At 68.3% G+C, this 12511-nt stretch carries 13 protein-coding genes; 10 read left to right on the forward strand and 3 right to left on the reverse strand.

What is annotated here, in order from left to right; all coding sequences use genetic code 11:
• Positions 1-40: 40 nt before the first annotated feature.
• Both ACSSVZ_RS18415 and ACSSVZ_RS18420 read right to left on the reverse strand, forming a co-directional pair.
• Positions 41-958 carry an alpha/beta fold hydrolase gene (locus tag ACSSVZ_RS18415; protein WP_453972186.1) on the reverse strand — a complete coding sequence of 306 codons (918 nt, stop codon included), beginning with the start codon at positions 956-958 and terminating at the stop codon, positions 41-43.
• Between the two features lie 214 nt (positions 959-1172).
• Positions 1173-3104 carry a lytic transglycosylase domain-containing protein gene (locus tag ACSSVZ_RS18420; RefSeq protein ID WP_453972187.1) on the reverse strand — a complete coding sequence of 644 codons (1932 nt, stop codon included), beginning with the start codon at positions 3102-3104 and terminating at the stop codon, positions 1173-1175.
• On the opposite strand from ACSSVZ_RS18420, the gene ACSSVZ_RS18425 reads away from it, so the two are divergent.
• The 3 genes from ACSSVZ_RS18425 to smpB all read left to right on the forward strand — a co-directional run bounded on the left by ACSSVZ_RS18425 (position 3097) and on the right by smpB (position 5243).
• Entirely contained in the window at positions 3097-3534 is a 438-nt protein-coding gene (locus tag ACSSVZ_RS18425; protein ID WP_453972188.1) for a hypothetical protein, read from the forward strand. The genes ACSSVZ_RS18420 and ACSSVZ_RS18425 overlap by 8 nt on opposite strands.
• Positions 3535-3762: 228 nt before the next feature.
• A complete protein-coding gene (gene dapA, locus ACSSVZ_RS18430; RefSeq protein WP_453972189.1) occupies positions 3763-4638 on the forward strand; it encodes a 4-hydroxy-tetrahydrodipicolinate synthase in 876 nt (291 codons plus the stop codon).
• A 122-nt stretch (positions 4639-4760) separates the two neighbouring features.
• Positions 4761-5243 carry an SsrA-binding protein SmpB gene (gene smpB, locus ACSSVZ_RS18435; RefSeq protein ID WP_453972190.1) on the forward strand — a complete coding sequence of 161 codons (483 nt, stop codon included), beginning with the start codon at positions 4761-4763 and terminating at the stop codon, positions 5241-5243.
• A gap of 9 nt (positions 5244-5252) precedes the next feature.
• Here smpB and ACSSVZ_RS18440 read toward each other — a convergent pair whose 3' ends face one another.
• The gene (locus ACSSVZ_RS18440) at positions 5253-6206 is read right to left on the reverse strand and encodes a carbohydrate kinase family protein (protein WP_453972191.1); all 954 of its coding nucleotides are present in this window, start codon (positions 6204-6206) and stop codon (positions 5253-5255) included.
• 94 nt (positions 6207-6300) lie between these two features.
• Here ACSSVZ_RS18440 and paaX point away from each other — a divergent pair, with 94 nt between their 5' ends.
• From paaX to ACSSVZ_RS18475, 7 genes are all read left to right on the forward strand, one after another.
• Complete coding sequence (gene paaX / locus ACSSVZ_RS18445) at positions 6301-7224, forward strand: phenylacetic acid degradation operon negative regulatory protein PaaX (protein WP_453972192.1); 924 nt, start codon at positions 6301-6303, stop codon at positions 7222-7224.
• A 163-nt stretch (positions 7225-7387) separates the two neighbouring features.
• On the forward strand, positions 7388-8398 hold the full coding sequence (gene paaA, locus ACSSVZ_RS18450) for a 1,2-phenylacetyl-CoA epoxidase subunit PaaA (RefSeq protein ID WP_453972193.1): 1011 nt from the start codon (positions 7388-7390) through the stop codon (positions 8396-8398).
• Positions 8399-8476: 78 nt separating this feature from the next.
• Positions 8477-8764, forward strand: coding sequence for a 1,2-phenylacetyl-CoA epoxidase subunit PaaB (gene paaB / locus ACSSVZ_RS18455; RefSeq protein ID WP_453972194.1), 288 nt, complete (start codon positions 8477-8479; stop codon positions 8762-8764).
• Between the two features lie 53 nt (positions 8765-8817).
• Positions 8818-9591: a 1,2-phenylacetyl-CoA epoxidase subunit PaaC gene (gene paaC / locus ACSSVZ_RS18460; protein ID WP_453972195.1), complete on the forward strand. Its 774-nt coding sequence runs from the start codon at positions 8818-8820 to the stop codon at positions 9589-9591.
• Positions 9592-9622: 31 nt separating this feature from the next.
• Positions 9623-10120 carry a 1,2-phenylacetyl-CoA epoxidase subunit PaaD gene (gene paaD / locus ACSSVZ_RS18465; RefSeq protein ID WP_453972196.1) on the forward strand — a complete coding sequence of 166 codons (498 nt, stop codon included), beginning with the start codon at positions 9623-9625 and terminating at the stop codon, positions 10118-10120.
• Positions 10121-10271: 151 nt separating this feature from the next.
• On the forward strand, positions 10272-11354 hold the full coding sequence (paaE, locus tag ACSSVZ_RS18470) for a 1,2-phenylacetyl-CoA epoxidase subunit PaaE (RefSeq protein ID WP_453972197.1): 1083 nt from the start codon (positions 10272-10274) through the stop codon (positions 11352-11354).
• Positions 11355-11443: 89 nt separating this feature from the next.
• Positions 11444-12454 (forward strand): Gfo/Idh/MocA family protein, encoded by a 1011-nt coding sequence (locus ACSSVZ_RS18475; protein ID WP_453972198.1) that lies wholly within the window; start codon positions 11444-11446, stop codon positions 12452-12454.
• Positions 12455-12511: the final 57 nt, after the last annotated feature.

The raw sequence follows: 12511 nt of genomic DNA on the forward strand, positions 1-12511 counted from the left end.
TCGCCGGTCGCCCCGATTGGCGTTTCGTGGGGTCGTTCGCTCAATCGGCGAAGCGCGGCGGCCAACGGCGTTCGTCGGCCGCCATCAGGAATTCGTCGATCCGCTGATGGGTCGGGATGTCCCAGAGGAGCGGCGCATGACCCTGGTCCGGTACCAGGTGCGTCGACAGCTTCGGGTGCGACTGCCGCATCGCCTCGAGGGTCGCCGTGGACAGGATATCGGAGAGGCCACCGCGAATGACCATGACCGGCACGGAGCGCAGGGCGTAAAATGCCGGCCAGAGATCCGGCAGCGGGGCATCCGGGCTGAACGCCTCGAACGCCTGCTTCATCGCCGGGTCGTAGTCGTAGATCGGTCGTCCGTGCTCTTCACGGAATATCTGGCCGGCGAAGCGCCGCCATTCGTCCTCCGCCAGGGTGGGGAAGGCTGCCGACTGGGTGGTTTTCAGGGCTGCTATCGCCTCATCCCAGTCGGCCGGGCTGTCGTCGCCCACATAGCTGGCGATGCGGGCGAGCCCCTCGCGGGTGATGCGGGGGCCGATATCGTTGAGGACGGCCGCCGTCATGCGGTCGATGGCGACAACGGCCATGCCCATCATCACAAGGCCGCCCCGCGAGGTGCCGACGAAGGCCGCCTTGGTCACTCCGGCGGCATCGAGACCCCGGAGCGTGTCATCCAGCTCGATCTGCGGCGTATAGGTCTCCCACGGGGCATGGCCGGAGCGTCCGCGGCCGCGAAAGTCCATGGCGATCACCCGGCGCGCGCGCGGCGCGCGTCGGGACAGGTAGCGGGCCAGCATGTCGAAGTCGCGGCTGTTGCGCGTCAGCCCGGGCAGGCAGACGACCGGCGGCAGGGTCGTTGCCCGGGCCGGCGCATAGTCGCGCGCGAACAACGGCGTTCCGTCACCGCCGACCCAGCTGAGTTCGGTCCACGCGCCGTTGATGGGGTCGATCGTCATCGCCGCGTCTCCGTTGGGGGTGGGACCCGGTAGGGGGTTTCGTCAGAGGCAGTGATCGCAGAAAGGCGCGCGTTGTCAAAGTCGACCGCCACGATCCGCCGGACGGGGCGACGCCGGCGCCGGACCGGGTCAGCCATGTGCTGCTGCCACGATGACACCCGCATCCCGTTCCTGCATCCCGAGGTCGATCACCCGTCAGACGGCCGGGACGGCTTTAGCCCGGCCGCCCGCGCTTCAGGTCCTCGCTGATGGTCAGCCGTCCGCTGCCCAGCCGCTCGCGGTAGACCTGCACGTTCTCCATGACCCGCTGGACGTAGTTGCGCGTCTCGGTGAACGGGATCGATTCGACCCAGTCGATGGCGTCGACGCGGGGATCGCGCGGGTCGCCGAAGCGGCGGACCCATTCGTAGGCCCGGCTGCCGCCGGCGTTGTAGGCGGCGAAGGTGAGGACGTAGGAGCCGTTGAACTCGTCGATCAGTTCCTGCAGGTGGGCCGCCCCGAGCGTCGCGTTGTAGGAGGCGTCGCTGGTCAGCTTGCTGGGCTGGTAGGCGAGCCCGAGATTGCGGGCCGTGGCCTTGGCGGTGCCCGGCATCAGCTGGAGCAGGCCGAGTGCGCCGGCCGGGCTGACGGCGCCGGTGTTGAAGGTGCTCTCCTGGCGGGCGATGGAATAGACGACGGCGCGGTCGAGCCCGGCCGGCATCCGCGTCGATTTCGGGATGCCCTCGATGGGAAAGGCGAGGCCGCCGACGTCGAGGCCGCGGTTCAGCCCCTCCTTGGAGACGAGCAGCGCCACGTGCGGCAGCCCGGCGCGGTTGGCGAGCTCGGACAGCAGGGCGATCTGGCCCGGCGTCGTCAGCGTCTCCGAGAGATTGTCGAACAGGGGCCACGTGCGGTGGGCGTGGCCGGTGGCGATCAGGCGGTTGATCGCCACGACCTGTTCGTTGCGGGTGAAGGCGGCGCTGTCACCGATCCCGGCGTTCGCCGGCCGGCCGACGCCGGCGGTGTTCTGGCCGAGCTTCTCGCGGGCGAGCTGGCCGTAATAGGTCATGCCGTAGTGGCCGGCCTTCTGGTAGTAGGAGCGCGCCTTGCCGCCGTTTCCGGCCGCCTCGGCCGCGCGGCCCTGCCAGTAGTAGGCGCGGGAGAGGGTGATCGGCGTGGTGCCGAGTTTCTCGATCCGGTCGAAGTGGGGTGCGGCGCGGCGCGGATCGTTCAGATAGCGCAGGGCGTACCAGCCGGCGTGGAATTCGGCCTCCGCCTCGAAGCGGGGCGATTCGGCCGAATGGGCGGCGACGAGCGCATACGCGGTGCGCGGGTCGCCTTCCTCGATGAGCCCGCGCGACACGATCCGCCGTTCCACCCACCATTCGTCGGGGTTCACCAGGGCGGCCTGGTTGCGCGGCGATTTCTGCAGGAGTGCCGCCGCTTCGCGGTAGTTCTCCTGGCGGCGGTTGTAGGCGATCTGGGCGAACATGTAGCCCGGACGATTGCGGGCCGACGCCGGAACCTGGGAGAGCTTCGCCGCGGCATCGCCGGCACTGCGGGCAACGGCTGCGCGGGCGTCGATATAGGCCCGGTCACCTGCCGACACGTAGGGCCGCAGGGCCTCGGCCTCGCTGAGTTGATCCCGGTAGAGGAGCATTTCGGCGCGCTGCAGGTGATCTTCGGCCCGCAGCAGCCCGGAGAACTCGCTCAGGATCTGCTTCTGATAGCCGCTGCTCATCCGCTTTTCGTGCCACACGGCCCGAATGACATTGGCGGCCCGTCCGGTGTCGCCGCTGGCGACCAGCGCGCGCGCATAGATGATGGCACCGGGCGTGGAGATCGGCGGCGAGGCGGAAAACGTGCGGATGACTTCGTTTGCCGGCGGTTTTTCGCGATAGAGCGCTTCCTCGGCGTTGGAGCGGATGAGGTCGGGGTCCGGCCAGCCGGGAGCGGAGGCGGCATACTCCGCGATCATGGCGGACGTCACCTGGGGCGAGCCGGAGCGCGCCAGCGCGAAGTCGACGACCTTCCGGTCGAGCGGGTCTGACAGACCATTCCGGTAGGCGAAAGTGGTCGCATAGTCGTCACGGCGCAGGGCGTCGAGGGCGTCCTTGAGCGTTCCGGACTTGCGGGCATAGGCGGAAAACGAGGGGCTGGTGGCCACCGTCGGGGCGCCGGTGCGCGCCGCGGTGGAGGCGGGCGCGGGCGGGGCCGCGGTTGCGACAGGCGCGGATTCGGCCGCCGGTACGCTGGCGAAAGCGGAGCCGCCCGCGCCGGAGCGCAGCGGGCGTGCCTTCGGAACCGGCGCCTGGGCGAGGATGATGGATGCGGGCCCGTCGGTGCGCGGCCTCGACGCCGCCGGCGAGGCCGCATCGTCGCGCGCCGGATTCGCCACTGGGATGCCTGCGGTCAGCGTGACCGGCTGGCGCGGCGCAAGCGTCTGCGAGGACGCGACCGGCATCATGCCGAGAGGCGCCGCCACGGGTGCTTCCATCCCGACCGCAGTCGTCGCTGCCGCCGCTGCCAGCGAGATCCGCCAAGTTCTTGAAAACTGCATGCCAAACCTGTTTGTCGGCGCCCCACACCCACTTTAGCAGCGATTGTAGCGCTTCATCCTGACAACCTGGTGAGGTCGCGCCCGCTGCCGGAGTCTCCACCTTCTCCTAGGGGAAGATGGTGAAAAATCCGTATCCGGCAAAAAGCGGTGGCGCTGAAAATCGACCCAATCGCGCGCTTGTGAGCGGAGAGACGCGCGACTATTCTCCCGGCTCTTTCCGGCGAGCCGCCGGTCCCGTCCCAGAAGACACCTCAAGGGTGCCCCCATGTTGCAAGGTTCCATCGTCGCGCTGATCACTCCGGTTCGGGACGGAGCCGTGGACGAGAAAGCGTTCCAGGACCTGGTCGAGTGGCAGATCGCGGAGGGCACCCATGGCCTCGTGCCGGTCGGCACGACCGGCGAATCGCCGACCCTGTCTCACGCCGAGCACAAGCGCGTGGTCGGTCTGTGCATCGAGGCTGCTGCCGGTCGCGTGCCGGTCATCGCGGGTGCGGGGTCCAACAACACCGCCGAGGCGATCGAACTCGCCCGCTATGCGGAGAAGGCCGGCGCGGACGCGCTGCTGGTCGTGACGCCCTATTACAACAAGCCGAACCAGGCGGGGCTGTACGCCCATTTCAAGGCGGTCGATGCGGCGGTCGGCATTCCGATCGTGATCTACAACATCCCTGGCCGGTCGGTGATCGACATGGCGCCGGAGACGATGGCGCGGCTCTACAATGACTGCCGCAACATCGTCGGCGTCAAGGACGCCACGGCGAACATGACCAAGGCGAGCCTGCAGCGGGCTCTTTGCGGGCCGGACTTCATCCAGCTGTCGGGCGAGGACGCGACGGCGCTCGGCTTCAACGCCCACGGCGGCACGGGCTGCATCTCGGTCACGGCCAACGTCGCGCCCAAGCTGTGCGCGCAGTTCCAGTCGGCGTGTCTGGCCGGCGACTATGCGGAAGCCCTGCGGCTGCAGGACCAGCTGATGCCGCTGCATCAGGCGCTGTTCCTTGAACCGAACCCGACGGGCACCAAATACGCTCTCTCGGTGCTCGGACGCTGCGCCAACGAGCTCCGCCTGCCGCTGGTGCCGGTCGAGGCGCAGACGGCTGCGGCGATCGAGGCGGCCATGAAGCACGCCGGGATCCTCTAGCGCACCCGAGCGTTCCGCCTCCGGCCGCCGCGTTGGCGGGACCGGACTTTGTTTCCCTTCGCCGGGATGTGTTCAATGATTGCCGGGGGCGCGGTGGCGCCCCCGTTCGCGGGAGTGTCGACATGAATACGAAGAAGAAGGGGCACGACCCGAGCACGAAGCCGGTGGCTGAAAACCGCAAGGCGCGCTTCAACTATGAGATCACCGAGACCTTCGAGGCCGGCATCCAGCTGCAGGGCACCGAGGTGAAGTCGCTGCGCCAGGGCCGCAGCAACATTTCGGAAGCGTATGCGGCCGAGTACGGCGGCGAGATGTTTCTCTACAACGCCTACATCCCGGAATATCTGCAGGCGAACCAGTTCAATCACGAGACGCGCCGGCCGCGGAAACTGCTGCTGCACAAGCGCGAGATCGCCAAGTTCGCCGGCGCCGTGCAGAAGGATGGCATGTCGCTGGTGCCACTGCGCGTCTTCTTCAATGCGCGCGGCTTCGCCAAGGTGCTCATGGGTCTTGGTCGGGGCAAGAAGACCCACGACAAGCGCGAGACCGAGAAGGAGCGGAGCTGGAACCGCGAGAAGGGCCGGCTGCTGCGCGAGAAGGGCTGACCGGTCCGGTCAGCCCGCGCCCGCAAGCGCTTCCCGTTCGGCCTCCAGTTCCGCGCGCCAGGGAAACACCGCGCCCGGCCGGCGGCAGACGAAGGCCGCGACCTCCTGGGCGGTCTCCAGGGCTGCGTGCAGACCTTCCCCGTCGAGGTCGGCAAGCCTTTCGGCCGTCACGGCGTCCATCTCCCACAGACGCGCCAGCAGCCCGGTCATGAACGCATCGCCCGCCCCGACCGGATCCTTCAGGACGACGCGGGGTGCCGGCAGGCGCAGCTGCGCCGACCGGGTGGCGGCGATCACGCCGTTGCCGCCGAGGGTGACGATGGCGAGCGGCACGCCCGCCGCGCGCCAGCGCTCCAGAAACGTCTCCGGCGCCGTTCCGGGCTCCAGGAATGCCAGATCCGCATCACTCGCCTTGACGATGGTGGAGACCGACACCAGCCGATCGAGCCGCGCCCGGTAGGCGGCGAGGTCCGACACGCTCGGCGGTCGCACGTTGAAGTCCAGCGAGATCGACACGCCCGCGGCGGCGGCCTGCACGAACGCCTCGATCGCGGCGCCGCCCGGCTCCAGCGACAGGATGGCGGAGCCGGTGTGCAGGACGCGCGCACCGGCGGGCAAGGCGCCGTTGGCGGCGGGGTCGAAGGAGCTCATGGTCCGGCCGGCATCGACGATCTGGAAGTGCGGCTCCGGCCCGGACAGGTCGACGAAGGCCAGCGGCGAGGGGCGGGGGCCACGGGCGAGGCAGTCCAGTGTCACCCCGGCCGCCCGAAGCTCCCCGGCGAACCACTCGCCGAACGGGTCCGTCGACAGTTCCCAGAAATAGGCGGCGGGCACGCCCAGGCGGCCGAGACCGAGGGCGACGTTGTAGAGCGATCCGCCGAGGACCGGGCGGAACAGGCGGTTCCCCTCCGCATCGGTCTCGGGCAGGAAGTCCACCACCGCTTCGCCGCAGGTCACGATCATGGCGTCTGGGCTTGCTCCGGATTGGGGCGCCAAGCGGGGCGCGCGTCGGGTTGCCGTTGCGTCGGCGAAGGTCGCAAGACTATAGACCGCAGTGATGGTCGCAACCGACACCTCCAATGCGATTTCCCCGCTGATCGCGGCGTTCCACGCCCGCTCGCCCATCCGCGCCTGGTCGCTGATGATCACCATCTATGGCGATGCGGTCGCCCCGCGCGGCGGCGAGCTGTGGCTGGGTACCCTGTCGCGAATCGTCGAAGCGATCGGCATCGACGACCGGCTGGTGCGCACCGCGATGTCGCGGCTGGCCAGCGAAGGCTGGCTGGAGCGCACCCGCATCGGCCGCAAGAGCTTCTACCGGCTGTCCGATGGCGGCAGCCGGGCGTTCGCCGACGCCACCCGCCGCATCTACTTCGCCGCGCCGCCCGACTGGGCCGGCAACTGGCGGCTGGCGGTCCTCACTGCGTCCGGCGAGATCCGCACCGCCCAGCGGGACATGCTGAAGGGGCACGGCTTCGGCCAGTTGTCGCCGACCGTGTTTCTGGCACCTGCCACCGCCGAGGGCGACCTGTTTTCCGGCAACACGCCGGCCTTCGCCGGCATCGTCTGGCTGGATGCTGCGGGGAGCGCGGCGGATGCGCAGGTGCTGGCCGGCGAGGCGTTCCAGCTGCAGGCGGTGGCTGCCGGCTATCGGCGGTTTGTCGATGCGTTTTCCGCGCTCGATGCCGCCCTCGACCGGGGCGAGGCGCTGGCCGATCTCGACCGGCTGATCGCCCGCATCCTGCTGATCCACGAGTTCCGACGCCTGGTGCTGCGCGACCCGCTGCTCCCCGATGCGCTGCTGCCCGAGGACTGGCCCGGCCATGCGGCGCGGGCGCTCGCGGCGCGCATCTACCGGCGGCTGGTGGCGGGCTCGGAGCGTTGGCTCGACCAGAACGGCGAATGCGTCGACGGCCGACTGCCGCCGCCGGACGAGAGCTTCCGCGAGCGATTCCGGGATCTGAGGCGCCCCACAGCATAGCTGATCGAGCCCGTTCACGGCCTGGCGGCAGCGTCATGTCGCGGCGCAACATGTTACGGAAATGATCTTGACTGAAGGAACTTCTGTCACATATAATCGTTCCAGATAGGAAGCTGATGCTGGGCCATCGCCCGCAATCGGAACCGTCAGGGAGGTCTTCGGCATGTACACCCAGGCACTCAACAATCTCGACATCGAGACCGACACCGACGACGCCGCGCTGGAAGCCCGCTTCCAGAAGCGCGTGGACGACGAGGAGCGGATCGAGCCGAACGACTGGATGCCGGAGGGCTACCGCAAGACGCTGGCCCGCCAGATCGCCCAGCATGCCCATTCCGAGATCGTCGGCATGCTGCCGGAGGGCAACTGGATCACCCGCGCGCCGTCGCTGCGCCGCAAGGCCGCGCTGCTCGCCAAGGTGCAGGACGAGGGCGGTCATGGCCTCTATCTCTACGCCGCCGCCGAAACCCTCGGCAAAAGCCGCGAGGAGATGGTCGAGGAGCTGTTGGCCGGCAAGGCCAAGTACTCGTCGATCTTCAACTATCCGACGCTGACCTGGGCCGACATCGGCGCCGTCGGCTGGCTGGTGGACGGCGCGGCGATCATGAACCAGATCCCGCTCTGCCGCTGCTCGTACGGCCCGTATTCCCGCGCGATGATCCGCGTCTGCAAGGAAGAGAGCTTCCATCAGCGCCAGGGCTACGAGCTGATGATCTCGCTCGCCAAGGGCACGCCCGAGCAGAAGGAAATGGCGCAGGATGCGCTGAACCGCTGGTGGTGGCCGTCGCTGATGATGTTCGGTCCGCCGGACGGCGAGTCCGTTCATTCCGGCAAGTCGATGGCCTGGAAGATCAAGCGCTTCACCAACGACGAGCTGCGCCAGAAGTTCATCGACGCCACGGTGCCGCAGGCCCATTTCCTCGGCCTCGAGATCCCGGATCCGAAGCTGAAGTTCAACGAGGACACCGGCCACTGGGACATCGGCGAGATCGACTGGGAGGAATTCCAGCAGGTCGTCGCCGGCAACGGCCCGTGCAATCGCCAGCGGCTCAAGCAGCGCCGCGCGGCCCACGACAACGGTGCCTGGGTGCGCGAGGCCGCGATGGCCTATGGCGACAAGCGCCGCGCCCGCAAGGCCGCCGCCGCGGCGGCGACCGAGAAGCAGGCGGCCTGATCGGCAGGGCAGTCCGAGCCGCCACGTTCACTGGTTCTGAAAGGGCAGCCCGAGCGCGGGCTGCCGGGAGACATCGTCATGGCTGAGAAGAAGATTCCGCTCTGGGAAGTGTTCATCCGTTCCCGCAACGGCATGGCCCACCGCCACGTCGGCTCGGTCCATGCGGCCGATGCCGAGATGGCGCTGCAGGCCGCCCGCGACGTCTACACGCGCCGCAGCGAGGGCCTGTCGGTCTGGGTGGTGCCGTCCACCGAGATCATCGCGTCCGATCCGGACGACAAGGGCATGCTGTTCGAGCCCACCGGCTCCAAGATCTACCGCCACCCGACCTTCTACGAGATCCCGGAAGAAGTCGGAAACATGTGACGGACGACCGCTTGCACCGCGTCGAAGACGGTGGAAGCGGGGAGGAGACCACGATGACCACCCTTCATATCGACGACGCCTCGCCGCTCGTCCTCTACACCCTGCGGCTCGCCGACAACGCGCTGGTGCTTGGCCACCGCATCTCCGAATGGTGCGGCCATGCGCCGATGCTGGAGGAGGACATCGCGCTGACCAACGTCGCGCTCGACCTCATCGGCCAGGCGCGCGCGCTCTATGCCTACGCCGGCGAGGCGGAGGGCCAGGGCCGCGACGAGGACCAGTTCGCCTACCTGCGCGACGCCGAGGGCTTCCGCAACGTGCTGCTGGTGGAGCAGCCGAACGGCGACTTCGCGGCCACCATCATGCGGCAGTTCCTCTATTCGGCGTTCATGCTGCCCTACTGGCGCAAGCTGATGGGCTCCAAGGACGAGACGCTGGCCGCGATCGCCGCCAAGGCCGAGAAGGAGGTCGCCTACCACGTCCGCCACTCGGCCGAATGGGTGATCCGGCTGGGCGACGGCACCGACGAGAGCCACGAGAAGATCGCCTCGGCGCTCGAGGACCTGTGGATGTACACGGGCGAGATGTTCGAGGTCGACGACGCCGACCGGGCGCTGATCGAGCGCGGCATCGCGGTCGATCCGGCGGCCCTCAAGGCCGAATGGGAAACCGCCATCGACGCGGTGTTCGCCGAGGCGGGCCTTACCCGGCCGGCGGGTGGATGGATGCAGACGGGCGGCCGCGGCGGCCGCCATTCCGAGCATCTGGGCCTCATCCTCGCCGACCTTCAGTTCCTGCAGCGCGCCTATCCGGGCGCGAGCTGGTAGGGCGGAGGGCCGGGAGATGGCGAGCGGACCGATGACTGCCGATCGTACGGAGCTCGAGCGCCGCGCCTGGGGCGCCGCCGCGACGGTGACAGATCCGGAGATCCCGGTGCTGACGATCGCCGACCTCGGCGTCCTGCGCGGCATCCGGGTCGACGACGAGGGCGCCGTCGTCGCCGACATCACGCCCACCTATTCCGGCTGCCCGGCCATGAACATGATCGCGATCAACGTCGATGTCGCGCTGCGCAACGCCGGCTTCTCCGACGTGAAGGTCAACACCGTGCTGTCGCCGGCCTGGACCACCGACTGGCTGACCGAAGAGGGCCGGGCGAAGCTGAAGGACTACGGCATCGCGCCGCCGTCCGGGCAGACCGGCCGCCACGCGCTGTTCGGCGAGGACGAGGTGGCGTGCCCGCGCTGCGGGTCGCATGAGACCGAGCGGTTGGCGGAGTTCGGCTCGACGGCCTGCAAGGCGCTGTGGCGCTGCACCAGCTGCGGCGAACCGTTCGACTACTTCAAGTGCCACTGAGGCTTCGTTGGAGGCCGCTCGCGCCAGCTCGCTAAACGCGTGGTCCGGTTGAGGCCCGAGACGGGCGGGCACGGTCTGCGGTCCGGCCTTGCGATGACAACACATTGAGATCCGCGCCTAGACAGATGCCGCGGGCAGGGGAGAAACCGGAATGTCGCCTCGCTTCCACACGCTGACCGTCAAGGATGTGCGCCGCGAGACCCCGGACGCGGTGTCGATCGCGTTCGACGTTCCGTCCGATCTTGAGGACGCCTACCACTACGAGCCGGGCCAGTACCTGACGCTCAAGACCGACATCGACGGCGCGGAAGTGCGCCGCTCCTATTCGATCTGTTCCGGCGTCGACGACGGCGAGATCCGCGTCGCGGTGAAGAAGGTCGACGGCGGCGCGTTCTCGACATTCGCCAACGACGGTCTCGCCGCCGGCACCAACCTCGACGTGATGACGCCCATGGGCCGGTTCGTGGTGCCGGTGGATCCGTCCCAGTCGAAGGTCTACGTGGCGATGGCCGCCGGCTCCGGCATCACGCCGATCATGGCGCAGATCAAGACCATCCTCGCCCGCGAGCCGAAGAGCCGCTTCTTCCTGTTCTACGGCAACCGCTCGGCCCAGAGCATCCTGTTCAAGGACGAGATCGAGGACCTCAAGGACCGCTTTCTCGACCGCCTGTCGGTGGTCCACGTGCTCTCCGGCGAGGCGCAGGACGTACCGATCCTGTCGGGCAGGCTCGATCCGGAGAAGGTGAGGGCATTCCTCACCCACGTCATGCCGGCGGCCGACGTCGACCATTTCCTGGTCTGCGGCCCGGGCCTGATGATCGAGGGCGCCCGCAAGGTGCTGGCCGAGATGCATGTCCCGGAGGAAAAGCTGCACGTGGAGCTGTTCACGCCGGCCGGCAGCGAGATCACCGCCGCGCCGCCCGTGCGCAAGGTCCCTGTCGAAGACGCTGCCGAATCGGCCTCCGCCGACGTGATCGTCGATGGAACGACCACTTCCCTGTCGGTGAAAGACGGTGAAACGATAATTGATGCCGCAATTCGGGCAGGTCTGGACCTCCCTTATTCGTGCAAGGGCGGCATGTGCTGCACCTGTCGCGCCAAGGTTCTGGAAGGCGCGGTGACGATGGATCTCAATTATTCTCTAGAGCCTTGGGAGCTTGAGGCGGGGTTCGTGCTCACCTGCCAGTCGCACCCGACGACCCCGAAGGTGGTGCTCGACTACGACGCCATGTGAGCGAACGTGGCGAGAAGGCGGCGAAAGCGGGGCGGCCCGGATGCGCTGCCCTCTCCCCGTCCGCGAATGCCTGTGTTAGGCACCGCAGCATGGTTAGTCCCCTACGCGCCGGCGTCGTGGGCGTCGGCTATTTCGGCCGCTTCCACGCTCGCCATTATGCGCTCAACCCAGATGTGACCCTTGCCGCCGTCGTCGACGCCGATCGCACCCGTGCGCAGGCGATCGCCGACGAGCACGGCTGCGAGGTCTTCACCGATCCCGCCGATCTCGTCGGCCGCGTCGACCTGGTCTCGATCGCCGTTCCGACGCCCTACCATCACCGGACGGCGCGGATGCTGCTGTCCGCCGGCATCCACTGCCTGATCGAGAAGCCGATCACCTCGACGCTCGAGGAGGCCGACGATCTGATCGCGCTTTCCGACGCGCGCGGCCTGGTGCTGCAGGTCGGCCACATCGAGCGCTTTTCCGCGGTCTACCGCGCGCTCGCAGCGCGCGTGCGCAAGCCGCTCTTCATCGAGAGCGTGCGCACGGGTCCGGTGCGCGAGCGTGCCAACGACGTCGACGTGGTGCTGGACCTAATGATCCACGACATCGACATCGTTGCCGGGCTTGCCGGCGCGCCGATCGAGAGCATCGAGGCGGTCGGCACGCCGGTCGTCAATCCGACGTCCGACATCGCCAATGCGCGCCTGACGTTCACGAATGGCGTGGTCGCCACTGTGACCGCCAACCGGATCGGCGAGAAGGTGGAGCGCATCACCCGGGTGTTCGAGCAGGATCGCTACACGGTCTGCGACTTCGGCCAGTCGGCAATCTTCGAGTTCGACCGCACCGGCGACCTGCAGACCGACGGCCTTGCCGCCGTGCGCACCCAGGCCCACGAAATCGAGCGCGAAGACAGTCTCGCCAACGAGATCGCCCATTTCGTCGGCTGCGTTCGCAACGGTACGCGCCCGATGGTCGATGGCCGCGTCGGCCGCGAGGCGCTGGAAATCGCCCAGGGGGTGATGGAAAGCGTCGAGGGACGCCTCGGCCGCTTCGCGCTCCCGGCGCCCATGACGCCCGCCGGCAACGGCCGAATGGCGCCCGACATTCTCTAGGGCCTTTCCGGCCAACGGATCACTTGGTCGAAAATGTCCTGGAATCAATATCTTGAG

It is taken from the genome of Amorphus sp. MBR-141 (assembly GCF_053628695.1).

Bases quoted from the DNA above. Each gene is read 5' to 3' on its own strand.
- ACSSVZ_RS18415 (WP_453972186.1), bottom strand. From the start codon at position 958: ATGACGATCGACCCCATCAACGGCGCGTGGACCGAACTCAGCTGGGTC.
- dapA (WP_453972189.1), top strand. From the start codon at position 3,763: ATGTTGCAAGGTTCCATCGTCGCGCTGATCACTCCGGTTCGGGACGGA.
- smpB (WP_453972190.1), top strand. From the start codon at position 4,761: ATGAATACGAAGAAGAAGGGGCACGACCCGAGCACGAAGCCGGTGGCT.
- ACSSVZ_RS18440 (WP_453972191.1), bottom strand. From the start codon at position 6,206: ATGATCGTGACCTGCGGCGAAGCGGTGGTGGACTTCCTGCCCGAGACC.
- paaX (WP_453972192.1), top strand. From the start codon at position 6,301: ATGGTCGCAACCGACACCTCCAATGCGATTTCCCCGCTGATCGCGGCG.
- paaA (WP_453972193.1), top strand. From the start codon at position 7,388: ATGTACACCCAGGCACTCAACAATCTCGACATCGAGACCGACACCGAC.
- paaB (WP_453972194.1), top strand. From the start codon at position 8,477: ATGGCTGAGAAGAAGATTCCGCTCTGGGAAGTGTTCATCCGTTCCCGC.
- paaC (WP_453972195.1), top strand. From the start codon at position 8,818: ATGACCACCCTTCATATCGACGACGCCTCGCCGCTCGTCCTCTACACC.
- paaD (WP_453972196.1), top strand. From the start codon at position 9,623: ATGACTGCCGATCGTACGGAGCTCGAGCGCCGCGCCTGGGGCGCCGCC.
- paaE (WP_453972197.1), top strand. From the start codon at position 10,272: ATGTCGCCTCGCTTCCACACGCTGACCGTCAAGGATGTGCGCCGCGAG.
- ACSSVZ_RS18475 (WP_453972198.1), top strand. From the start codon at position 11,444: ATGGTTAGTCCCCTACGCGCCGGCGTCGTGGGCGTCGGCTATTTCGGC.